Here is a 20975-nt window from a genome sequence, read left to right as displayed (position 1 = left end):
CCTCGAGACCGCCACCTTGCAGGCGCGCACTTGTGCGCGACGGCCTGTCAGGCATCGCCGGACGCCACGCCTCGCCTCGACCTCCGGTCGCGCCCAAGTGCACCCCTCGGGCTCGGCCGGTTGCAACGCATCGACCACGGTCTGCATCCAAGACAATCCAACCCGGAGCCGACCATGCGGACCCAGCGCACGAACGAAGACACCCATTTTCCCTGGCGCTGGCTGGTCGCGCTGGTACCGCTGGTCATGCTGGTGCACGAAGCGCACGAATTTGCGCATACGCTGACCGGGCGACTGGTCTGTGGGCGCTGGGCCGAGCGCGATTTCAACCGCTGGTCGATCGACAGCTGCGACAGCTGGCTGCCCACCGCGGCCGGGCCGGTGTTCTCCTACCTGCTGATGGCGATCGGTGCGCTGCTCGCCCTGCGGCGCGGGCGCGCCTGGCCGGGGCTGGCGCTGGTATTCGCTGCCAATCCCCTGGCGCGCCTGGTGACCGCGCTGAGCGGACATGGCGACGAGATGCTGGTGGCGCGCACCTGGGCCGGCACGCAGGCCGATGCCGTCTGGGTGCACATGGCGGCGGCTGCGGTCGTGGCCGGGTTTTGCGTGATCGTGCTGGCCGTGGCTTGGCGGGCCCTCGCTTGTACGCAACGGCGGCCCGGGATCTTCCTGCCGGCGCTGGTGGCGGGAATCGCCATCACCGGTCCGTTGCTGCCGCTGCTCAACCGGTTGCTGGACGCCGGGATCCTGGCCGGGCCGGTCGCCGGCGCACCGTGGCTGGTGCACATGGTGACCCTGGCCAGCGCGCTGGGCGTGTTACTGGGGATGCGTTGGCTCGCACGCCCCACGCGCGCGTGACGCCGCCCCAAGCGAAGAACGAGCGGGCGCCAGGTCCGTCAGCCGCCGAGCTTCTCGAACACGTTGCCCAGGCTCTGCCTGACCTGGTCGATGCCGGCCCACGGGTCCTTGCGCAGGCGCTTGAGCCGGGCGGGCAGGGTGCGGATGTCGAATTGCGCGCCGCTCTTGATCTTGCCCAGTTCCTCCCAGCGCAGCGGCACCGCCACCGGCGCGCCCGGGCGCCCGCGCAGCGAGTAGGAGGCCACCGCGGTCGCGCCGCGGCCATTGCGCAGGTAGTCCACGAAGATCTTCTGGTTGCGTATCGACTTGGTACTGACCGCGACGAACTCCAGCGGATGGATGCCCGCCAGCGCGCCGGCGAAACCCTGCGCGAACTGCTTGACCGTGCCCCAGTCCGACGGCGGATCGAGCGGCACCACCACGTGCAAGCCCTTGCCGCCGGTGGTGCGCAGGAACGATTCGAGCTCCAGGTCGGCGAGCAGCTTGCGCACCAGCCGCGCGGCGGCGACCACGCGCTCCCAGGCCACGTCCGGGCCGGGGTCCAGGTCGAACACCACGCGGTCGGCCAGGTCCGGCGACTGTACCTTGGCACCCCAGGGATGGAACTCCAGCGTGCCGTACTGCACCAGTTCCATCACCGAATCGGCGGATTGCGGATACAGGTAGACGGCGGCGGCGCCGGTTTCCTCCTTCAACTTCACGCTGCCCACGTATTTCAGGCCGCCCGAAGGAATGTGCTTCTGGAAGAACGAAGGTTTTTCGATGCCGTCCGGGAAGCGGATGATCGAGGTGGGCCGGTCGATCACGCCGGGCAGGAACCACTCCATCACCGTGCGGTAGTAGTCGGCCACGTCCTGCTTGGTGTAGCCGTCGGCCGGGTAGACCACACGCTCGGGGTGGGTGATGGTGATGCCGGCCGGCTCGGCTGCCTGCGTTGCGCGCGTCGATGATTTGCGCCTGGTCGCGGGCGGTTCGGCCACGGGTGCCGCGCGGTCGCTGTCGTGCAAGTCGGCAGGCGTCTTGTCTGCGCGCATCGTCTTCAGGCTCGGCTGGCGCAGCAGGCCCTGGTTGCCGATGCCGCGGAAGTTCACTTCCGCCACCGCGGTGGGCTCGATCCACTTCACCCCGCGCGGGGCGTCTTGGGGATTGCGCACGATCGGCTTGCTGCCACCGCCGGTGGCCAGCGTGCGGCTGAGGTCCAGCAACTGCTTGTGGCTGAAGCCGCTGCCCACCTGGCCCATGAAGTGCCAACCGCCCTCGGCTGCCGGCTTCGCCAGCAGCAGTGCGCCGAAGCCCTGGCGCCCGCCCTTGGGCGCGGTGTAGCCGACCACCGCGAATTCGTCCGACTCCACGCGCTTGATCTTCAGCCAGTCGTCGCCGCGGCCGGCGCGGTAGTGCGACTCCACGCGCTTGCTGAGGATGCCCTCGAGCTTCTGCTCGCTGGCCATGGCGAACACCTGGTCGCCGTTGCCCACCACGTGGCTGCTGTAGGAAAGGTGCGTCGGCGGATCCTCGAGCAATGCTTCGAGGATCGCCTTGCGCGCGTGCAGCGGGGTTCGGGAGAGGTCGTAGCCTTCCAGGTACGGCACGTCGAACAGCATGTAGGCGAGCGGCGCGCTGGCCTCGCCGGAGAGCGTCTTCTGCAGCGCGTTGAAGTCGGCCTGGCCTTCCGCGTTCAGGGCGATCAGTTCGCCGTCGAAGCGGGCCGAGTCCACGCCCAGTGATTCGATCGCCTGGCGGATGTCGGGGATCCTGTCCGTCCAGGACAGCCCATTGCGCGACCACAACTCCACCCGGCCCTTGGCCATCGTGGCAAGGATGCGGTAACCGTCCCACTTCACCTCGTGCAGCCACTGCTCGCCGACCGGTGGGTTCTCGCGCAAGGTCGCCAGCTCGGGTTTGAAGAAGTCAGTGCTGGCCTTGGCCTTCTTCGCGCCCTCCGCGGCAGCGGCCAGCTTGCCCGCCTTGCTGGCCGGGTGACCGGCGACCGGGACCTGCTTGCGCTTGCGCGTGTCCAGCGTCGCGGCCACCTCCTTCGCGCCGCCGGAACGGCCGGCGGCGGCCTTGGTACTGGCGATCATCCGCGCGTCCAGCAGGTCGTCGGCTTCCACGTCGCTGGCGTAGGCGTCCTTGTCGTGCATCAGGAACCATTGCGGCTGCTTCGCCGGCTTGCCGCTGCGCACCAGGTGCCAGCTGCCCTTGAGTCGCGTGCCGAACAGTTCGAAGCGCAGGTGGCCTTTTTCCAGTTGCGCCTCCGGGTCGTACTGCGTCGACCACACGCCGCTGTCGAAGGTGTCGACGTGGCCCCCGCCGTACGCGCCCGCGGGAATGTCACCCTGGAACTTGGCGTAGGAGATCGGGTGGTCTTCCACCTCCACGGCCAGGCGCTTCACGTTCGGGTCATAGCTGGGTCCCTTGGGGCAGGCCCAGGATTTGAGCGTGTCGCCGACCTGCAGCCGGAAGTCGTAGTGCCGCCGACTGGCGTGATGCAGCTGCACGACGAAGATCGGCCGCCCGCCCTGCGCCGCCGAACCCTCCGGCCGGGGCTCCGGCGTGGTGTCGAAGCGACGCTTGCGATCGTATTCCCTGAGACTCAACCGATGGCTCCGCGACAGTGGTCCGGATCGTTGTGGCACCGGGGTCGTGAATCCCGGGTGGAGCGCAGCACCGACACCACGCCTCCGCCGCTTTTGCTGTGGCGCCCGCAGTGGCGACGCACGTGTCCCCCAGGACACGCCAGAAAGCATCGCCCGCAAGTGGGCTGCTACGAAGGGCAGGCCGTGTCAGTAGACCAACGGCACTTATCCGGTGGCGGCGACGGGACGCAAGATTGCGCAATCCCCCTTCGACTGGACCCGTCATGCGTCTGTTGCTTGTCGCCGCCGCGCTCCTTGCCGGCCTGCTTGTTCCGCCATCGCGCGCGTGGGCCTCGGAGATCCGCCACGACGCGGTGATCAACGGCGTCCGGCTGGCCTACTGGACCTCGCGCCCGATCCGGCAGACGGACGTGCCGGTGGTGTTCCTGCACGGCGGGCCGGGCTACAACTCCTACAGCTTCCGCATGACGGCCGGCAAGGCGCTCGATGCGCGTTACCCGATGGTCTACCTGGACGAGCGCGGAAGCGGGGAGAGCGAGCGGCCCTGGCGGGGCGACTATGCGCTGGCGACGCTGGTCGAGGACATCGAGGGCCTGCGGCGGCAGCTGGGCGTCGAACGGATGGTGGTGGCGGGGCACAGCTTCGGCGGCACGCTGGCGGTGGAGTACGCGCAGACGTATCCCGGGCACGTGGCGCGCCTGATACTGATCGATGCCGCGGTGGACCTGCCGGGCGCGATGGAAAGCTGGGTGCAGACGCTGGCCACGCAGTTCCCGGAGGCCTACGCAGCGGCCGAGCGTTCCGACGCCGGCAAGGCGCTGCGTGCCGTCCCGCCGGGCGATGTCTGCGCGCTGGCCCGCGCCCGCATGGCTTTCGTCGGCGCCGGGACCGCGACGCTGCCGGACGGACACGTGTTCCATGATCGCCAGCAGTTCCACGTGGCGGCCGCCAAGCTGGAACAGGAGCGGCTGGATGCACAGAGCGGCCTGCACAACACCGGCGAAATCGGCGCGGCGCTGATGGCGCCCGAATCGAATTTCATCTGCTACTCGGTGCGCCATCCGGAGCGATTGCGCATGCCTACGCTGGTGCTGGTCGGCGCGCACGACCAGGCGGTCGGGGTAGCCCCGCAGCGCGCGCTGGCCGGACGTCTGGCGCAGGCAACGCTGGTGGTCCTCCCCGACAGTGCGCACTTTCCCTACCAGGAACAGCCAGCGGCGTTCCTCGAGGCCATGGAAGGTTTCATGCAGCACCACTGACTGGCGTGGTGGAACGGGCCGGATTTGCTTCAGCCGGAGCGAAGCCACAGACTCGCGGGCCTTGCCTTGTCAGCCATCGCCGGTGTGTTTCACAGCGAAGTCGAAGCCGAAGCGGATGGTGGGCGCAAACCGATAGAACCATGCGGCACATCGTCGTCCATTACCACCTCTTCAAGAACGCAGGTACCACGCTGGACGCGGTACTGAAACAGCACTTCGGCGAAGCATGCGGCGCCATCGAGGGCGCCCATCCGTGGGAAACACTGGCGCCTGAGGACCTTGCCGCGTATGCGCTGGCCAACCCGGGCGTGCGGGCGATTTCCAGCCACCAGGCCCGGCTTCCCTTGCCGGAAGCCGGCGGGGTCGTGTTCCATCCGATCGTCTTCCTCCGGCATCCGATCGACCGCGTGGGCTCGGTCTTCGAATTCGAGCGGCGCCAGCCACCGCAGAGCCCGAGCCTGGGCGCGCGCATCGCCAGGGAGCAGGACTTCGCCTCGTATGTCCGGTGGCGGCTCACGCCGGGCAACGGCGCGGTGATCCGCAACTTCCAGACCACCCACCTGAGCGCACGCGAGCGCGACATGCGCACGGCGCAAGCCATCCCGTCCGACCTGGAGCTCGCCCGCGACCGCCTGGCTGCGCTGCCGTTCTTCGGGCTGGTGGAGCGCTTCGAGCGATCGCTGGAGAAGATGCGCGCCTGTCTTTCACCCTACGTTGGTGACTTGTCGACCCGCCATACGGCGGCCAACAGCAGCGAGGGCCGGAAGGCTACGCTGGAGGAGCGTTTGCGCGACATCGAGGCGGAACTCGGCAGCGGGCTTTATGCCCGGCTGCAGGAAGAAAATGCCTTGGACCTCGATCTCTACCGGCATGCCTCGCGGCTGTTCGGCGACGGGCCCGCTGCGTCAGCGGATCCGTTTCTTGCCGTCCGGTAGCTGCCGCGGCGGCGGCGCGCCCGGATGGCCGGCCTCGCGGACCGAAAAGGATGCCTTGCGGTAAGTCGCCGAGCCCTCGCTCTTCGGAGCGGGGCGTTCGCCGCCGTAGATGTCATGCAGGTCGGCGACGGAAACGGGGCGTTGCTTGTGCGGCATAGGGCGCTCCTTGCAGCGGTAACGGAAAGGCCGCACGCATGCGGAAGGCGGGCACCCATCCGGCAGGCGGCCCGTGAAGGCATCGTTCTGGACGATGCGCCTGTGCGCGTTAGAAACAAGTAATCCATCCACACCGCTGGCCCAGGACGAGGGAAATCGCGCCAGGCCGGCGACTGGCTGAGTCAGTCGCTGTACGCGAGGCTGGGATACCAATCGGTGCCGCGTCCCTCGGGCGTGCAGTCGAACACGGTCCACAGCGGCATCAGGTCGGGCGCGCCGCGGGGATCCTGGCCGGGGTCGGCCGATTCGAAGCCCATCTCGCCGCTCCAGAAGTGGCGGATGATGCCGTCTCGCCGGGTGAACACGTTGATGGCCGCCTGGTCGCCGTCGCCGCCGTCGGCGGTCATGCCGAAGTAGTCGCGGCTGTAGGCGCCGTCGACGTCCGAATAGAGCTTGAGGTGGCGCCAGCCGCGTTCGCGCTTGAAGGCCGCGAGCCGCTCGATCGGCGAACGCGCCACCACCGCCAGCGCGATGCGCTGTTCCATGTCGCGCGCTTCGCCGTCCCATGCACTGAGCAGCGAGGTGCACATGGGGCAGGGACGCTCGCGCTGCGGGCCGAACATGTAGCTGTAGACCACGAGAGTCTGCTTGTCCCCGAACAGGCCGGCGAAACCGGTCGGCGCGATCTCGCCCTCGAAACGGTAGTTGCCAGTGACCGCGCCGCCCGGAGGCAGTGCGCGACGGAGTTCCGCCACGCGCTCGATCTGCCGGCGAAGTTCGATTTCTTCCGCCAGCAATGCCTGGCGGGCCTGGCGGTAGGCGGCGCTTTCGTTGGGAAAGCGCAGGTGGTTGCGGGCGGCCAATTCGGCGGCGGGCACGAGGTCTTTTGTCATGGGGGTCTCCATGGGGTCAGTCGCGATCGGGCGCGCCGAGCGGGAAATAGCCGCGATAGGGTCTGGCTTCGTCGACCGCGCGTGCGAACGAGGGCCGCGCCAGCAGGCGGGCGCGATACGCATGCAGGGTGGTCAGTGACGGGTCGATCGGATGGGTCCAGTCGGCGTAGAACAGGAAGGGCGCGGCGGCGCAGTCGGCCAGGCTGAAGTCTTCGCCGGCGGCCCATTCGCGTCCGGCCAGGTGCCGGTCCAGCCAGGCGTAGGCGGTCTCCAGCGCGGTCCTGGCCTCCGCCACGCCGTAATCGTCGCGGCTGTCCGCCGGACGCAGGCTGTCGAGCACCACCTTCTGCTGCGGCGTCGACACGTAGTTGTCGAACACGCGATCGAGCATGCGCACCTCCAGCGCCGTCGCGGGATCGGCGGGGATCAGCCGCACCGGGCCGGGATGGTGGAGATCCAGGTATTCGACGATGCAGCTCGCCTCCAGGATCGTGCGGTCCTGGTCGACCAGGACCGGAAAGCGCCGCATCGGCCACAGCGCGGCCAGTTCCTGGCGGGCTTCCGGTTCTTCCAGTGAGCGGTACTCGAAGGCGGTGCCGTTTTCGTAGAGGGCGACGAGCGCCTTCTGCGAATAGGAGGAAAACGGGTGGGCGTAAAGGCGGGGAAGGTTCGGCGGCATGGTGCGCTCCAGTGGTCTGCATCCACGACGAACCACCGGGAGCGGAATCGACAATGCCCCCGCTGGCAGGCCGGACGTCGCAGGACTACCATCACCTGTGGAGGGCAACGATCCCCCGGAGGTCCTCATGAAACCGTTCTGCGCGTTCCTTCTGTTGGGCACGCTGGCCGCCGGGCAAGGCGCGTTGGCGACCTCGATGTCGATCAACCAGTTCACGCCCAAGGTCCTGCCCGTGCTCGTGCAGGTGGACAGCCACGGCAAGGTCACCCAGGTATCGCCCTCGGTCGAACTGGCGCCGCGCTATGACCGCCTGCTGCGCCAGACACTGGACGAGATGATCACCAAGCCGGCGAACGACCACGGGCGTCCGGTGGCGAGCCAGTTCGTGATCAACCTCGGCCTGCAGACGATGGCGCGGCCCGACGGCAACTTCGACGCGAAGTTCGTGTACGTCTCCACTTCGCCCGTGCCGCCGGGCTCCTGGTATTGGGTGCATGTGGATGGCCACCGGTTGGCACTGAGGAGCCAGGGCGCCGATTCGACGCGGCAGCGCTTCTTCCGGCAGCCGCCCGGCTACTACTGGCCGACCCCGTCGCAGCGTTACGACCCGCCGGTCCAGAACAGCGCAAGCAAGCCCGCCAGCCGACCGCCGTCGCATCCGCCGGGTCATCGCTGAGCCCGGCAACCCCTTCCCGGGGGATCGGAGTCGACGGTGAAACCCTGCCGTTGACCACGTCCGTACCTGGCGGTGCCGCCGTTCCGCCGGGGTGATAGCCCGTCTGGATGCAGCGAAGACGGGCGTTGTCCTACATTGGCGCGACCCGCCCCATGGACGCCCGCCATGCTGGACCAGCCCCGCCTCGTCGGCCGCAGCAGTTCACACTTCACCCGGCTCGCGCGGATGTTCGCCGAGGAGCTGGACATCGCCTATGCGTTTGCTCCCGTGTACGACTTGGCTTCGCGCGACCCGGCCGATTACGCCGGCAACCCGGCGCTGAAGCTGCCGGTCCTGGTGCTGCGGGAAGGGCCGGTGTTCGGCACCGAGAACATCTGCCGCACGCTCGCGGAGCGAGCGGGCGAGCCGCGACGCATCCTCTGGACCGAACACCTGCCCGACCTGCGTGCGCGCAACGCCCAGGAGCTGGTCTGGCACGGCATGGGCGCGCAGGTGCAGCTGGTGTTCGGCATGCAGGTGGCGCGACTGCCGGCGGAAAGCGTATATTTCGCCAAGGCCACCGACGGTTTCCGCGACGCGCTGGCGTGGCTGGATGCAAACCTGGAATCGGTGCTGCAAGCGCTCCCGCCGCGCGATCTGAGCCTCCTCGAAACATCCCTGTTCTGCCTGCTCGAACACCTGGCCTTCCGCGACACAGTGCCGCTCGCTCCGTATGGCCACCTGTCCGCCTTCGCCGCGGCCTGGCGCGAGCGGCCAGCCGCGCAGCGCACGGCCTACGCCTTCGACGTGGCGACCTCCGGCTGAAGGCGCTCGGGCTTTGCCTGCTGACATGATGCTGTCAGCAGGCTCATCCCATGCTGCGGGGCACCTTCCCCGGAGTCGCCCGTGTCCGCCTCACGCCTGACCCTCTACGCCACCCGCGCCGGCTTCGGCCTGCCCGATACCAGCCCGTTCGTGCTCAAGACCGAGGTCCAGCTGCAGATGGCTGGGGTGGCCTACGAGCGGGCTTCCGCGATTCCGCCGCAGGCGCCAAGGGGCAAGCTGCCCTACATCGACGATCGCGGCGTGGTGGTGACCGACTCGACCTTCATTCGCGCGCACATCGAGCGCACCTACGGCATCGACCTCGACGCGGGCCTGGACCCATCGCAGCGCGCGCAGGCCTGGGCCATCGAACGCATGCTCGAAGACCACCTGTATTTCGCCATGGTGTGGTTTCGCTGGTTGGAACCGGCGAACTTCGCCAAGGGGCCGGCCCACTTCGCCGATACCGCACCGGAGGGCCAGCGCGAGCAACTGCGGCGCGACCTGCAGGCGCGCAAGCAGGCTGAGCTGCACGCGCAGGGTTTGGGTCGGCACGCACCCGAGGGCATCGCCGAGCTGGGCACGCGCTCGATTGACGCACTCGCCACCCTCCTGGACGACAAGCCCTGGCTGATGGGCGATGCACCCAGCGGCGTCGATGCCACCGCCTTCGGCATGCTGGCCTGCGTGCTCACGCCGTTCTTGGACACCCCATTGAGGCGCGCCGCGGAGGCGCACGCCAACCTGGCCGCCTATGTCGCCCGCATGATGCGGCGCCATTACCCCGGGCATCCGTGGGCGGAATGAGCATGCGTGCGCGGGTCGGTCCCGGTCAGCGCTGATCGCGAACCCTGGCCGGATTGCCGACGACCGTGGCGCCATCGGGGACGTCGCGGGTAACCACGCTGCCGGCACCGACCAGTGCATCGTCGCCAACGGTGACGCCGGGCAGGATGAGCGCGCCGGCACCGATCCAGACGTTGCTGCCGATCCGCACCGGCCGCCCGAATTCCAGGCCGGTGGAGCGTTTGGCCGGATCGCGCGGATGGTCGGCGGCGAGGATCTGCACGCCCGGGCCGATCTGCGTGCGCTCGCCGATGTGCACCGCCACCACATCCAGGATCACGCAGTTGAAATTGAGGAAGGCACCGGCGCCCAGGTGGATGTTGAAGCCGTAGTCGCAGTGGAAGGGCGGACGGATCACCGCGCCTTCGCCGACCGCGGCGAGGCGTTCTTCCAGCAGGGTGTGCCAGCGTACCGGGCCCTCCGCCAGGGCGGCGTTGTAGCGCGCCAGCCAGCGATGGTTCTCGGCCAGTTCCGCCTGCAGCTCGGGTGCGCTGGCGTCGTAGAGGTCGCCCGCCAGCATCTTTTCCTTTTCGCTGCGCACGCCTGTGGTCAGTCCTTCAGTGCGCCTTCCTTCGGGTCGGTCGCGGCGTAGACCGAATCCGGATACTCGGCGTCATGCGGGTGCCTAAGGGCCTGGCGCACGGCCTGCGGCAGGTGGTCGACATCCAGGATCACCTTGCCTTCGTGCACGTCGCGGATGGCATCGGCCGGCAGCGTGAAGTCGCCGCCGTTCTGGATGTTGACAACCAGCTCCCTGCTGCTGGCATGCACCTCGCGCACGGCGCCCACGCCCAGTTCGCCATCGGCGACGAACACCATGAAGCCCGGTTCGATCGGTTCTTGCATGAGGTTGACCTCGCTGTGGGACGGCCCAGTGTCGCGCCCGGCCCGTGCGGGCCGGGTGATGGTCAGGGCATCACCTCGCGGACCCGCAGCGACGCCAGCGCGCGCGCATCCGGCACGCCGATGCCGTTGGGGTCGCCCCGCACGTAGTGGGTCACGTGCGGCACCGGGTCGGCGAGGGTCGGGCCGAGCTGGCGGGCCAGCTCGCCGCGGAAGGCGTGCATCGCGGGAAGATCCAGGTGTTCGATCAGCGACCAGCAGTCGAGCGTGCCGGTATCGGTCGGCTTGGCCTTGTGCAGCAGGGCATAGCAGCCGGTGCGGCGGGGCGTCCATGCCAGCGATTCGTAGAGCGCACGAAGCGCACCTTCGCCAAGGTCGGCGGCCGCGGCGCGCGACATGTCCTGGCTCAGCACGGTGACGTGGAACTCGGACTTGCGCCGCAAGCGCACGCCATCGATCTCGCACATGTCGCCAAGGGACGTAGCCATCCGACCGGCCGGCAGCGGCAGCACGAATGCGCGTTCCGGCGAAAAGCCGGGCCAGGGAATCGCGGGGAGGCGGGTCTCGTCCATGCGGCGCATGCTCGGGCGGCGCGCGTCGATGATGGGCGAACGCAACGCCTCCTGTCGCGTGCGCCCGACCGGGGACCGAAGCTGGCGGCATCCTGTACGCTCAGCGCATTTCACGTTGCCCGCCAGGAACCATGGACCCGAACACCTCCGCGCACATCGGCATCATCGGACTGGGTTACGTCGGCCTGCCGCTGGCGGTGGAATTCGGGCGCCATTTCGACACGCTGGGCTACGACATCGATGCCGCGCGCGTGGCCGAATTGCGTGGTGGCAATGACCACACGCTGGAGACCTCGCCCGAACAGTTGCGCGCCGCCACCCGGTTGTCGTTCACCGACCGCGCGGGCGACCTGGCGCGCTGCAACGTCTACATCGTCACCGTGCCCACGCCGATCGACGAGGCGCAGCGGCCGGATCTGAAGCCGCTGGAGGCGGCCTGCCGCATGCTCGGACCGCAGCTCAAGCGCGGTGACCTGGTGGTGTTCGAGTCGACCGTCTATCCGGGCACCACCGAGGAAGTCTGCGTGCCGCTGCTGGCGGAAGGTTCGGGCCTGGCCTTCAACGTCGACTTCTTCTGCGGCTACAGCCCTGAGCGCATCAACCCCGGCGACCACGCGCGGCGCGTGACCGACATCGTCAAGCTGACTTCCGGTTCCACGCCGGAAGCGGCCGGCCGGGTCGATGCGCTCTACCGCACGATCATCCGCGCCGGCACGCACAAGACGTCCTCGATCCGTGTGGCGGAGTCGGCCAAGGTCATCGAGAACGTGCAGCGCGACGTCAACATCGCGCTGGTGAACGAACTGGCGCTGATCTTCCACCGGCTGGGCATCGATACCGAGGAAGTGCTCACCGCGGCCGGCACCAAGTGGAACTTCCTGCCGTTCCGGCCCGGCCTGGTCGGCGGCCACTGCATCGGCGTGGACCCGTACTACCTTACCCACAAGGCCGAGGTCACCGGCTACCACCCGGAGCTGATCCTGGCCGCTCGGCGGATCAACAGCCGCATGGGCAGCGTCGTGGCCGACCGCGTGATCCGCCTGATGAGCGAGCGGCGCCTGCACATCGTCGACGCGCGCGTACTGGTGCTGGGCTTCGCCTTCAAGGAGAACTGCCCGGACCTGCGCAACACGCGGGTGATCGACATCGTGCGGGAACTGGAGTCCTCCGCCGCAAAGGTGGACGTGTACGACCCTTGGGTGGATGCGTCCGAGGCCGAGCGCGCCTACCGCGTGCGGCTGGTGGACCAGCCCGGCGAGGGTTACGACGCGATCATCGTGGCGGTGGCGCACCGGCAATTCCAGGAGATGGGCGCCGAACGCATCCGCGCGCTGGGCAAGCCAGGCGCGGTGATCTACGACGTGAAGTCCGTTCTGCCGCAAGAAGCCGTCGACGGGCGCTTGTAGGGCGGGCTGAAGCCCATCTGCGAGCGACGCGGTTGACCTCAACCCGCGTAATCCGTACCATTTTGGTCTGGATTTGACGAGGCTTCCCCCATGCTTCGCGTCAGCCGCCTGACCGACTACGCCGCGGTGGTGATGACCTGCATCGCCGCCCACCCGCACGACGTGCTCAGCACCGCGCAGATCGCCGATGAAACGCGGCTGGAAGGGCCGACCGTGAGCAAGCTCCTGAAATCGCTCGGCCACGCCGGCCTGGTCGAGTCGTTCCGCGGCGTCAACGGGGGCTATCGCCTGTCGCGCCCGGCGCGCGAGATCAGCCTGGCGCAGATCGTCGAGGCGATGGAAGGGCCGATCGGCATGACCGAATGCAGCGTCGAAGGGCAGTGCGATCGCGAATCGCAGTGCGGCGTGCGCGGCAGCTGGCGGCGCATCAGCAGCGTGCTGGACAACGCGCTGCGCGCGGTCAGCCTGGCCGACATGCTGCAACCGCCGCGCCCGGCGGTCGCCACCGTGGCGCTGAGCGAACTGAAGGGCAGGACCCACGCGTGACCGAGAACACTGACAACACCGTCTTGCGCGACAACGCCGAGGTCGCCGAAGCCCTGGGCCGCAACTACGCGGCCGGCTTCGTCACCGAGATCGAGAGCGACAGCCTGCCGCCGGGGCTCGACGAAGGCACCATCCGCCAGCTCTCCGCGATCAAGCGCGAGCCGGAGTGGATGACCGAGTGGCGCCTGGCCGCGTTCCGCCACTGGCAGACCATGCCCACGCCCGACTGGGCCAAGCTCAAGATCGACCCGATCGACTACCAGGCGATCAGCTACTACTCCGCACCCAAGGCCGGCCCCAAGTCGCTGGACGAGGTCGACCCGGCGCTGCTGGAAACCTACGAGAAGCTTGGCGTGCCGCTGCACGAGCGCGCCGCGCTGGCCGGCGTGGCGGTCGATGCAGTGTTCGACTCGGTGTCGGTCGGCACCACGTTCCGCAAGAAGCTCGCCGAGGCCGGCGTGATCTTCTGCTCGATGAGCGAGGCGATCCGCGAGCATCCGGAGCTGGTGCAGAAGTACCTGGGCAGCGTGGTGCCGCAGGGCGACAACTACTTCGCCGCGCTCAACTCGGCGGTGTTCTCCGATGGCAGCTTCGTGTTCGTGCCCGAGGGCGTGCGCTGCCCTATGGAGCTGTCCACCTACTTCCGCATCAACGCGCAGAACACCGGCCAGTTCGAGCGCACGCTGATCGTCTGCGAGGACCGCGCGCACGTTTCCTACCTGGAAGGCTGCACCGCACCCCGGCGCGACGAGAACCAGCTGCACGCCGCGGTGGTGGAGCTGGTCGCGCTGGAAGGCGCCACCATCAAGTACTCGACCGTGCAGAACTGGTACCCCGGCGACGAGAACGGCGTCGGCGGCATCTACAACTTCGTGACCAAGCGCGGCGACTGCCGCGGCGCGGACAGCAAGATCAGCTGGACGCAGGTCGAGACCGGTTCGGCGGTGACGTGGAAGTATCCGTCCGTGGTGCTGCGCGGCGACCGCTCCGTCGGCGAGTTCTACTCGGTGGCGCTGACGCACCATTTCCAGCAGGCCGACACCGGCACCAAGATGATCCACATCGGCCGCGACACGAAGTCCAAGATCGTCTCCAAGGGCATCTCCGCCGGACGCAGTTCCAACAGCTACCGCGGGCTGGTCAAGGTGGAGAAGGGCGCCGAGCGCGCGCGCAACTACACCCAGTGCGACTCCCTGCTGATCGGCAAGAAGTGCGGCGCGCACACCTTCCCCTACATGGAAGTGAAGAACCCCACCGCGATCGTCGAACACGAGGCGACCACCTCGAAGATCTCCGACGACCAGCTCTTCTACTGCCGTTCGCGCGGCATCGGCGAGGAAGACGCCGTATCGATGATCGTCGACGGGTTCTGCAAGCAGGTCTTCCGGGAGCTGCCGATGGAGTTCGCGGTCGAGGCCAAGAAGCTGCTGGAAGTCTCGCTGGAAGGCGCGGTCGGATGAACACCGCTGCCACCAGCTCGCACCCGGGCGGAACTGACCTGCGAGCCCTGCTCGCCGGACTGAATCCACGCCTGCATCCGATGCCGCGCCGCTTCCTGTTCGTGTCGCACGACAAGGCGTTCGGGCGCATGCACGAGGCGCTGATGATGTTCCGCGAGGACGAGGGCGTCACGCTGATCGTCGACCACGACCTGGAAGGCCCCGAGCTGGTCGCCGACCGGTTGCTGTGGGCGCAGATCACGCTGGGCGTGGAATCGAGCCTCGACGCGGTCGGCATGATGGCTGCCGTGTCCGCCGCGCTGGCCGCGCGCGACATTTCCTGCAACCCGGTTTCCGCGTTCCTGCACGACCACGTGTTCGTGCCCTGGAACCGTCGCGAGGACGCGCTCGACGCCCTCGCGCACCTCTCTGCCTGATGGACACGACCATGCTCAAGATCGACAACCTGCACGCCCGCGTCGAGGGCAAGGACATCCTCAAGGGCCTCTCGCTCGAAGTGAAGCCGGGCGAGGTGCACGCCATCATGGGGCCCAACGGCGCCGGCAAGTCCACGCTGGGCAACGTGCTGTCCGGCCGCGAGGGCTACGAGGTCACCGAAGGCACGGTGCTGTTCGAGGGCCGCAACCTGCTGGAGCTGGAGCCGGAGGAGCGCGCCGCTGCCGGCGTGTTCCTGGCGTTCCAGTATCCGGTCGAGATCCCGGGCGTGAACAACACCTATTTCCTGCGCGCGGCCTTCAACGCGCAGCGCAAGGCGCGCGGCGAAGCCGAGCTGGACTCGATGCAGTTCCTCAAGCTGGTGCGCGAGAAGCTCAAGATCATGCAGCTCTCGCCGGACCTGCTGAACCGCGCCGTGAACGAAGGTTTCTCCGGTGGCGAGAAGAAGCGCAACGAGATCTTCCAGATGGCGCTGCTGGAGCCGAAGCTCGCGATCCTGGACGAGACCGACTCGGGCCTGGACATCGACGCACTCAAGCAGGTGGCCGAGGGCGTCAACGCGCTGCGCTCGCCGGAGCGCTCCTTCATCGTGGTGACGCATTACCAGCGATTGCTCGACTACATCGTGCCGGACTTCGTACACGTGCTGGCCGGCGGGCGCATCGTCGAGAGCGGCGACCGCAGCCTGGCGCTCAAGCTCGAAGAACACGGCTACGCCTGGGTCGCCGAGCACGGCGAACCGGCCGGGGCGTCGGCATGAGCCAGCCGGCCCGTACGCCGTTCGTCGCCGCGCTGGCCGACGCGCCGCTGCCGGCCAGCGGCATTGCCTGGCTGGACCAGGCGCGTCGCGAGAACCTCGAGTCCTTTGCGGATGCCGGCCTGCCGGACACGCGCGTGGAAGCGTGGAAATACACCGCGCTGCGCGCGCTGGCGCAGCGCAGCTTCGCCGCCGGCGACGCGCAGGCGGCCAGTCGCCCGGTCGACCCGGCCGCGATGGCGCTGCCGGGTATCGACGGACCCGTGCTGGTGTTCGTCAACGGCGCTTTCCGCGCGGACCTTTCCACGCTCGACGCGTTGCCGGCCGGGGTGAGCATGCTGCCGCTGTCGCGCGCGCTGGCCGAGGATGCGGAGCCGCTGCGCTTCGCCCTCTCGCGGCACTTCCGCGAGCCGGGCGACGCGTTCGCGCGCCTCAACAGTGCCTTCGCCCACGATGGCGCGGTGTTGCGCGTGGCCGCCGGAACCCGGGTCGCCGCGCCGCTGCGCCTGCTGTTCGTCGGCGCCGCGGCGGACCGGGACGTTTCCTGGCACGTGCGCAATCTCGTCGAGCTGGGTGAGGGCGCCGAACTCACGCTGATCGAGCAGTACCTCGATGCCGGCGAACAGGCACATCTGGGCACGCAGCTCGCCGGCTTCACCCTGCGCGCCGACGCGACGTTGCACCATGCGGTGCTGCAGCAGGCGGGCACCGGCAGCAGCCTCGTGCGCCGCAGCCATTACCGGCTGGATGCGCGCGCGCAAGCGCACCTGCACGTGCTGGAGCTCGGTGGCGCGCTGGCGCGGCACGACCTGTGGGCCGAACTGGTGGGCGACGCGGCCGCTTTCCATACCCATGGCGCCTTCCTGCCCGATGGCCGCCAGCACATGGACACCCAGCTGGCGATCCACCACCGCGCGCGCGATACCGTCTCCTCCTCGACCTGGCGCGGCGTGGCCAGTGGCCGTGGGCGCGGCGTGTTCCGTGGTGCGATCCTGGTGGCGGCCGGGGCCGACGGCGCGGACGCCTCGCTGGGCAACAAGAACCTGTTGCTGTCGGCGCAGGCCGAGATCGACACCAAGCCGGAACTGGAGATCTACGCCGACGAGGTGAAGGCCGCGCACGGCGCCACCGTCGGCCAGCTGGACGAGCGCGCGCTGTTCTACCTGCGCTCGCGCGGTATTCCCGGCGCTCAGGCGCGCACGCTGTTGACGACCGCCTTCGCCCGGGCGCCGTTCGAGTCGCTGCCGCACGAGCCCCTGCGCCAGCATATCGACCAGTTGCTGCTGTCCCGACTGCCCGCCTGACGCGATCTGCCGCCTCTCCCCTCGGGGAGAGGTTGGATTGAGGGCGGCTGCCGGGAAATCAGGGCTCGGCAACCCAACTTTTCTTCACATCCGGCAGGCTAAAACCTCGTGATCCCTTCTTCACAAAGCGAGTCACCGATGTCCGCCACCGCCGCCCACGCACACCCGGCGCCTGCCCTCGACATCGAGCGCATCCGCTCCGATTTCCCGTTGCTCGCCCGCAGCGTGCATGGCAAGCCGCTGGTCTACCTGGACAACGCCAACACCAGCCAGAAGCCCGCGGCGGTGATCGAGGCGGTGGACGCGCACTACCGGATGCACAACGCCAACGTCTCGCGCGCCGTGCACCAGCTCGGCGAGGAAGCGACGCTGGCCTACGAAGGCGCGCGCGACAAGCTGGCCCGTTTCATCAACGCCCCCTCGCGCAATGAGCTGGTGCTGACCTCCGGTACCACCCAGGCGATCAACCTGGTGGCCTACAGCTACGCATTGCCGCAGCTCAAGCCCGGCGACACGATCCTGACCACCTTGATGGAGCACCACGCCAACATCGTGCCGTGGCAACTGGTCGCCGGGCGCAGCGGCGCTTCGGTGAAGTTCGCGCCCATCGACGAGCGCGGCGAACTGGACGTCGAGCGGTATCTGGAGATGCTCACCCCCGAGGTGAAACTCGCCTGCGTGGCGCACGTGTCCAACGTGCTCGGCACCGTGAACCCGGTGCGCGAGATCGCCCGCGAGTGCGCGCGCCGCGGCATCCCTCTGCTGGTGGACGGCTCGCAGGCGGTACCGCATCGGCCGGTCGACGTGCAGGCGCTCGGCTGCGATTTCTACGCCTTCACCGGACACAAGATGCTCGGCCCCACCGGCACCGGCGCGCTGTGGGCGAAGCGGGCGCACCTGGACGCCATGCCGCCGTTCTTCGGCGGCGGCGACATGATCCGGCAGGTACGCGTGGACGGCACCACCTTCGCCGATCCGCCGCACAAGTTCGAGGCGGGCACGCCCAACATCGCCGGGTTCGTCGGCCTGGGCGTGGCGGTGGACTACTACGGCACGCTGGACCTGGCGGCGATCCATGCGTGGGAGCAGCAACTGCTGGCCTACGCCACCGAACGCCTGCGCGACGTGCCAGGGGCGCGGCTGTTCGGCGAGGCAGCGGAAAAGGAGCCGGTGATCTCCTTCCTCATCGAAGGCACGCAGTCGACCGACCTGGCGACGCTGCTGGATCTGGAAGGCGTGGCCGTGCGCTCGGGCCACCACTGCGCGCATCCCCTGATGCAGCACTTCGGCGTGCCCGCGACGTTGCGTGCATCGCTGGCGTTCTACAACACGATGGAAGAGGTCGACGTGTTCGTGGCCGCGCTGCAGAAGGTCCGCAAGCTGCTGATGTGATCCTCGGCCGTCGCAGGGTGGGCTCCAGCCCGCCGCGGTCGTCGGAGCCCATGGGCTGAAGCCACCCTACGGGTTGGTCGGCGCCACCCGCCATATCGTATTGCCCACATCGTCGGCGACCAGCAGGGCGCCGTCGCGCGCCACCGCCACCCCGACCGGGCGTCCACGCGCGTGGCCATGCCCGTCGACGAAGCCGGTCAGCACGTCCTGCGGCGGACCGATGGGTTTGCCGTCCGCAAACGGCACGAAGATCACCCGGTACCCGCTCAGCGGCTTGCGGTTCCACGAGCCGTGCTGGCCGACGAAGGCGCCGTTGCGATACTGCGGCATCAACCCGGCGTCGTAGAACGCCAGGCCCAGCGACGCGGTGTGCGGGCCCAGTGCGTAGTCGGGCACGACGGCGCGGGCGACCAGCGCCGGATCCTGCGGCTTGACGCGCTCGTCCACGTGCGCGCCGTAGTAGCTGTACGGCCAGCCGTAGAAGGCGCCCTCGCGCACGGCGGTCATGTAGTCGGGCACCAGGTCGCTGCCCAGTTCGTCGCGTTCGTTGACGGCGACCCACAGCGCGGCGCTCTGCGGCTGCCAGGCCATGCCGACCGGGTTGCGCAAGCCGGTGGCGTACGCATGCGTGGCGCCGGTGGCCGGATCGATTTCCAGGATGCGCGCGCGGTCCCGTTCCACCGCCAGGCCGTTCTCGCCGACGTTGCTGTTCGAGCCGACGCTGACGTACAGCCGCTTGCCGCCGGGGCTGGCGACCACGTTCTTGGTCCAGTGGTGGTTGATCGGTCCGGCGGGCAGGTCGGCGACCTTGGTGCCGCTCGCCTGGATGTGCGTTTCGCCGTCGCGGTAAGGAAAGCGCAGCAGCGCGTCGGTGTCGGCCACGTACAGCGCGTTCCCGACCAGCACCATGCCGAAGGGCGAGTGCAAATGATCGAGCAGCACGCTGCGGGTTTCGGCCGCGCCATCGCCGTCGGCGTCGCGCAGCAACGTGATGCGGTCGGCGCTGGGCACGCCGGCGCCCGCGCGTTTCTGCACCCGCCGCATGAACCAGCCCTTCAATCCGCGGGCGTCCTCCGGTCGTTGGGGCGCATTGGTCTCGGCCACCAGCACATCGCCGTCGGGGAGCACGTAGAGCCAGCGCGGGTGATCGAGGTTGCTCGCGAATGCCTGCACTGCCAATCCGGGTGCGGCGACGGGGCCGGCGTTGGGCGGCCAGGCCCCGGCCGGGGCGATGTTCACCGTCGGTATCAGCGAAGGGTTGGGCGGTGGCAGCGCAGGATCGGAACCGATGCCAGCCGTCACCGGCAGGCGCGCACGTACACCGCAGGCGGTCAGCGACAGCAGGCAGGGAAGAAGCCACAGCGTGCGGCGGATGAGCGACACGGGAACGCCTCCACGGAAGTGGCCAGTGGAACGGTTGCGGCAGCAAGCCTGCGTGAACCGCCGGCCTGTCCCAGGTCATCGACCGCGGTACGCCCGTCGTTATCATGGGCGCATGACCACGCTATCCACATTCACCTTTCGCGCGGCCACCGAAGCCGATATCCCCGCCATCGTCGCGCTGGTCGAATCGGCTTATCGGGGCGATTCGGGCCGGCGCGGCTGGACCACCGAATCGGACCTGCTCGACGGCCAGCGCACCGACGCAGCCGATGTCGCCGACGCCATGTCCCGCCCCGACAGTCGCATCCTGCTGCTGGAGCGCGACGATCGTCTGCTCGCCAGCTGCCATCTGGAGCGCAAGGGCGAGGCCGCGTACTTCGGCATGTTCGCAGTCGATCCCGCGCGGCAGGCCGGCGGCCTGGGCAAGCAGTTGCTGGGCGAGGCCGAGCGTCTCGCACGGGAGGACTGGGGTTGTCGCCTGATGGAGATGACGGTGATCGTGCAGCGCGAGGAGTTGATCGCCTGGTACGAACGCCGCGGCTATCGACGCACCGGCAGCTACAAGCCGTTCCCTTACGGCCAGGAGCGCTTCGGCATCCCGCGCCGCGACGACCTGCGTTTCGAGCTGCTCGTGAAGGAACTGGCGGAGGTCGCCGTATGAGCCTGGCAGCGCAGGGCTGGGTGCGCGTGTGCGGGCAGGGCGGTTTGCTGCCCGGCGAATTCACCGTAGTGTTCGACGGCGACACGCCGATCGCGGTCTACAACATCGATGGCCAGCTTTACGCGATCGAGGACGTGTGCACCCACGATGGCGGCGATCTCGCCGGTGGCGAAGTGTTCGGCTTCGAGGTCGAGTGCCCTCGCCACGGCGCGCGCTTCGATGTGCGTACCGGCGCCGTCACGCGTCCGCCGGCCTACGAGCCGATCGCCAGCTTTCCGGTACGCGAGGATGAAGGCGCCGTCTGGACCCGCGACGACCGCTGAAGTGCCACACGGTCTGACCCTCTCCAGAGCCGGGAGGAGCGCAGCGTAAGGGTTGGGCTCGCCAGGACGGAGAGCCGGGCAGGAAGCGTTGAAGCGAAACCCTCGCGCGGAGCCAGCTGCCCGCAACCACGACCCTCAACCCCCTTCGGAGGGGCGAAGAGGCCCGCCGTCTGGACGCACCACGGGAACC

The 20975-nt window shown here is 68.7% G+C and carries 23 protein-coding genes; 15 read left to right on the top strand and 8 right to left on the bottom strand.

From position 1 onward, the window contains the following. The first annotated feature begins 174 nt into the window (after window positions 1-174). Window positions 175-858 (top strand): hypothetical protein, encoded by a 684-nt coding sequence (locus ACFWZ1_RS12130; RefSeq protein WP_439666587.1) that lies wholly within the window; start codon window positions 175-177, stop codon window positions 856-858. A gap of 38 nt (window positions 859-896) precedes the next feature. On the opposite strand, the gene ligD is transcribed toward ACFWZ1_RS12130, so the two are convergent. Beyond that, a complete protein-coding gene (gene ligD, locus ACFWZ1_RS12125; RefSeq protein ID WP_231320912.1) occupies window positions 897-3455 on the bottom strand; it encodes a DNA ligase D in 2559 nt (852 codons plus the stop codon). Window positions 3456-3718: 263 nt separating this feature from the next. On the opposite strand from ligD, the gene ACFWZ1_RS12120 reads away from it, so the two are divergent. Together ACFWZ1_RS12120 and ACFWZ1_RS12115 are read left to right on the top strand one after the other, a co-directional pair. Next, a complete protein-coding gene (locus tag ACFWZ1_RS12120; RefSeq protein WP_439666586.1) occupies window positions 3719-4714 on the top strand; it encodes an alpha/beta fold hydrolase in 996 nt (331 codons plus the stop codon). Between the two features lie 140 nt (window positions 4715-4854). Further along, window positions 4855-5649: a hypothetical protein gene (locus tag ACFWZ1_RS12115; RefSeq protein ID WP_439666585.1), complete on the top strand. Its 795-nt coding sequence runs from the start codon at window positions 4855-4857 to the stop codon at window positions 5647-5649. Here the strand turns inward: ACFWZ1_RS12115 and ACFWZ1_RS12110 are convergent. The 3 genes from ACFWZ1_RS12110 to ACFWZ1_RS12100 form a co-directional block, all read right to left on the bottom strand. Beyond that, window positions 5620-5805, bottom strand: coding sequence for a hypothetical protein (locus ACFWZ1_RS12110; RefSeq protein ID WP_231320907.1), 186 nt, complete (start codon window positions 5803-5805; stop codon window positions 5620-5622). The genes ACFWZ1_RS12115 and ACFWZ1_RS12110 overlap by 30 nt on opposite strands. A 182-nt stretch (window positions 5806-5987) precedes the next feature. Beyond that, window positions 5988-6698, bottom strand: a complete 711-nt coding sequence (locus ACFWZ1_RS12105) for a DUF899 family protein (protein WP_439666584.1) — start codon at window positions 6696-6698, stop codon at window positions 5988-5990. 16 nt (window positions 6699-6714) lie between these two features. Next, on the bottom strand, window positions 6715-7377 hold the full coding sequence (locus ACFWZ1_RS12100; protein WP_439666583.1) for a glutathione S-transferase family protein: 663 nt from the start codon (window positions 7375-7377) through the stop codon (window positions 6715-6717). A gap of 127 nt (window positions 7378-7504) precedes the next feature. On the opposite strand from ACFWZ1_RS12100, the gene ACFWZ1_RS12095 reads away from it, so the two are divergent. From ACFWZ1_RS12095 to ACFWZ1_RS12085, 3 genes are all read left to right on the top strand, one after another. Beyond that, on the top strand, window positions 7505-8053 hold the full coding sequence (locus tag ACFWZ1_RS12095; RefSeq protein ID WP_231320902.1) for a hypothetical protein: 549 nt from the start codon (window positions 7505-7507) through the stop codon (window positions 8051-8053). Window positions 8054-8218: 165 nt separating this feature from the next. Next, window positions 8219-8857, top strand: a complete 639-nt coding sequence (locus tag ACFWZ1_RS12090) for a glutathione S-transferase family protein (RefSeq protein WP_439666582.1) — start codon at window positions 8219-8221, stop codon at window positions 8855-8857. Between the two features lie 81 nt (window positions 8858-8938). Beyond that, complete coding sequence (locus ACFWZ1_RS12085; RefSeq protein ID WP_439666581.1) at window positions 8939-9664, top strand: glutathione S-transferase family protein; 726 nt, start codon at window positions 8939-8941, stop codon at window positions 9662-9664. A 25-nt stretch (window positions 9665-9689) separates the two neighbouring features. Here ACFWZ1_RS12085 and ACFWZ1_RS12080 read toward each other — a convergent pair whose 3' ends face one another. From ACFWZ1_RS12080 to ACFWZ1_RS12070, 3 genes are all read right to left on the bottom strand, one after another. Further along, complete coding sequence (locus ACFWZ1_RS12080; protein WP_439666580.1) at window positions 9690-10244, bottom strand: sugar O-acetyltransferase; 555 nt, start codon at window positions 10242-10244, stop codon at window positions 9690-9692. An 8-nt stretch (window positions 10245-10252) separates the two neighbouring features. Further along, window positions 10253-10549, bottom strand: a complete 297-nt coding sequence (locus tag ACFWZ1_RS12075) for a hypothetical protein (RefSeq protein ID WP_231320895.1) — start codon at window positions 10547-10549, stop codon at window positions 10253-10255. A gap of 62 nt (window positions 10550-10611) precedes the next feature. Continuing rightward, entirely contained in the window at window positions 10612-11163 is a 552-nt protein-coding gene (locus tag ACFWZ1_RS12070; RefSeq protein ID WP_439666579.1) for a hypothetical protein, read from the bottom strand. An 86-nt stretch (window positions 11164-11249) separates the two neighbouring features. On the opposite strand from ACFWZ1_RS12070, the gene ACFWZ1_RS12065 reads away from it, so the two are divergent. From ACFWZ1_RS12065 to ACFWZ1_RS12035, 7 genes are all read left to right on the top strand, one after another. Then, on the top strand, window positions 11250-12524 hold the full coding sequence (locus ACFWZ1_RS12065; RefSeq protein ID WP_439666578.1) for a nucleotide sugar dehydrogenase: 1275 nt from the start codon (window positions 11250-11252) through the stop codon (window positions 12522-12524). Window positions 12525-12614: 90 nt separating this feature from the next. Next, window positions 12615-13070, top strand: a complete 456-nt coding sequence (locus tag ACFWZ1_RS12060; RefSeq protein WP_231320890.1) for an SUF system Fe-S cluster assembly regulator — start codon at window positions 12615-12617, stop codon at window positions 13068-13070. 23 nt (window positions 13071-13093) lie between these two features. Then, the gene (sufB, locus tag ACFWZ1_RS12055; RefSeq protein ID WP_439666900.1) at window positions 13094-14530 is read left to right on the top strand and encodes a Fe-S cluster assembly protein SufB; all 1437 of its coding nucleotides are present in this window, start codon (window positions 13094-13096) and stop codon (window positions 14528-14530) included. Then, window positions 14527-14946, top strand: a complete 420-nt coding sequence (locus ACFWZ1_RS12050) for an ACT domain-containing protein (protein WP_231320888.1) — start codon at window positions 14527-14529, stop codon at window positions 14944-14946. Before sufB ends, ACFWZ1_RS12050 begins: the two co-directional genes overlap by 4 nt. A gap of 11 nt (window positions 14947-14957) precedes the next feature. Then, window positions 14958-15725 carry a Fe-S cluster assembly ATPase SufC gene (gene sufC, locus ACFWZ1_RS12045; protein WP_439666577.1) on the top strand — a complete coding sequence of 256 codons (768 nt, stop codon included), beginning with the start codon at window positions 14958-14960 and terminating at the stop codon, window positions 15723-15725. After that, window positions 15722-17026: a Fe-S cluster assembly protein SufD gene (gene sufD, locus ACFWZ1_RS12040; RefSeq protein WP_439666576.1), complete on the top strand. Its 1305-nt coding sequence runs from the start codon at window positions 15722-15724 to the stop codon at window positions 17024-17026. Before sufC ends, sufD begins: the two co-directional genes overlap by 4 nt. 138 nt (window positions 17027-17164) lie before the next feature. Beyond that, window positions 17165-18418, top strand: a complete 1254-nt coding sequence (locus tag ACFWZ1_RS12035) for a cysteine desulfurase (protein ID WP_439666575.1) — start codon at window positions 17165-17167, stop codon at window positions 18416-18418. Window positions 18419-18484: 66 nt separating this feature from the next. Here ACFWZ1_RS12035 and ACFWZ1_RS12030 read toward each other — a convergent pair whose 3' ends face one another. Beyond that, complete coding sequence (locus ACFWZ1_RS12030; RefSeq protein ID WP_439666574.1) at window positions 18485-19801, bottom strand: PQQ-dependent sugar dehydrogenase; 1317 nt, start codon at window positions 19799-19801, stop codon at window positions 18485-18487. 112 nt (window positions 19802-19913) lie between these two features. On the opposite strand from ACFWZ1_RS12030, the gene ACFWZ1_RS12025 reads away from it, so the two are divergent. Together ACFWZ1_RS12025 and ACFWZ1_RS12020 are read left to right on the top strand one after the other, a co-directional pair. Then, complete coding sequence (locus tag ACFWZ1_RS12025; RefSeq protein ID WP_439666573.1) at window positions 19914-20462, top strand: GNAT family N-acetyltransferase; 549 nt, start codon at window positions 19914-19916, stop codon at window positions 20460-20462. Continuing rightward, window positions 20459-20785, top strand: coding sequence for a non-heme iron oxygenase ferredoxin subunit (locus ACFWZ1_RS12020; RefSeq protein ID WP_231320878.1), 327 nt, complete (start codon window positions 20459-20461; stop codon window positions 20783-20785). The genes ACFWZ1_RS12025 and ACFWZ1_RS12020 overlap by 4 nt, the downstream gene beginning before the upstream one ends. Window positions 20786-20975: the final 190 nt, after the last annotated feature.

Origin of the sequence: Frateuria sp. GZRe14 (genome assembly GCF_051900395.1) — a bacterium.
Taxonomy (GTDB): Bacteria; Pseudomonadota; Gammaproteobacteria; order Xanthomonadales; family Rhodanobacteraceae; genus Frateuria_A; species Frateuria_A edaphi.
Note: the sequence above shows the minus strand (reverse complement) of the source record. Positions and strands in the feature narration are given on the sequence as shown.

Coding starts and splice junctions, on each gene's coding strand:
- ACFWZ1_RS12130 (WP_439666587.1), top strand. CDS start 175: ATGCGGACCCAGCGCACGAACGAAGACACCCATTTTCCCTGGCGCTGG.
- ACFWZ1_RS12120 (WP_439666586.1), top strand. CDS start 3,719: ATGCGTCTGTTGCTTGTCGCCGCCGCGCTCCTTGCCGGCCTGCTTGTT.
- ACFWZ1_RS12115 (WP_439666585.1), top strand. CDS start 4,855: ATGCGGCACATCGTCGTCCATTACCACCTCTTCAAGAACGCAGGTACC.
- ACFWZ1_RS12110 (WP_231320907.1), bottom strand. CDS start 5,805: ATGCCGCACAAGCAACGCCCCGTTTCCGTCGCCGACCTGCATGACATC.
- ACFWZ1_RS12105 (WP_439666584.1), bottom strand. CDS start 6,698: ATGACAAAAGACCTCGTGCCCGCCGCCGAATTGGCCGCCCGCAACCAC.
- ACFWZ1_RS12100 (WP_439666583.1), bottom strand. CDS start 7,377: ATGCCGCCGAACCTTCCCCGCCTTTACGCCCACCCGTTTTCCTCCTAT.
- ACFWZ1_RS12095 (WP_231320902.1), top strand. CDS start 7,505: ATGAAACCGTTCTGCGCGTTCCTTCTGTTGGGCACGCTGGCCGCCGGG.
- ACFWZ1_RS12090 (WP_439666582.1), top strand. CDS start 8,219: ATGCTGGACCAGCCCCGCCTCGTCGGCCGCAGCAGTTCACACTTCACC.
- ACFWZ1_RS12075 (WP_231320895.1), bottom strand. CDS start 10,549: ATGCAAGAACCGATCGAACCGGGCTTCATGGTGTTCGTCGCCGATGGC.
- ACFWZ1_RS12065 (WP_439666578.1), top strand. CDS start 11,250: ATGGACCCGAACACCTCCGCGCACATCGGCATCATCGGACTGGGTTAC.
- ACFWZ1_RS12060 (WP_231320890.1), top strand. CDS start 12,615: ATGCTTCGCGTCAGCCGCCTGACCGACTACGCCGCGGTGGTGATGACC.
- ACFWZ1_RS12050 (WP_231320888.1), top strand. CDS start 14,527: ATGAACACCGCTGCCACCAGCTCGCACCCGGGCGGAACTGACCTGCGA.
- sufC (WP_439666577.1), top strand. CDS start 14,958: ATGCTCAAGATCGACAACCTGCACGCCCGCGTCGAGGGCAAGGACATC.
- sufD (WP_439666576.1), top strand. CDS start 15,722: ATGAGCCAGCCGGCCCGTACGCCGTTCGTCGCCGCGCTGGCCGACGCG.
- ACFWZ1_RS12035 (WP_439666575.1), top strand. CDS start 17,165: ATGTCCGCCACCGCCGCCCACGCACACCCGGCGCCTGCCCTCGACATC.
- ACFWZ1_RS12025 (WP_439666573.1), top strand. CDS start 19,914: ATGACCACGCTATCCACATTCACCTTTCGCGCGGCCACCGAAGCCGAT.
- ACFWZ1_RS12020 (WP_231320878.1), top strand. CDS start 20,459: ATGAGCCTGGCAGCGCAGGGCTGGGTGCGCGTGTGCGGGCAGGGCGGT.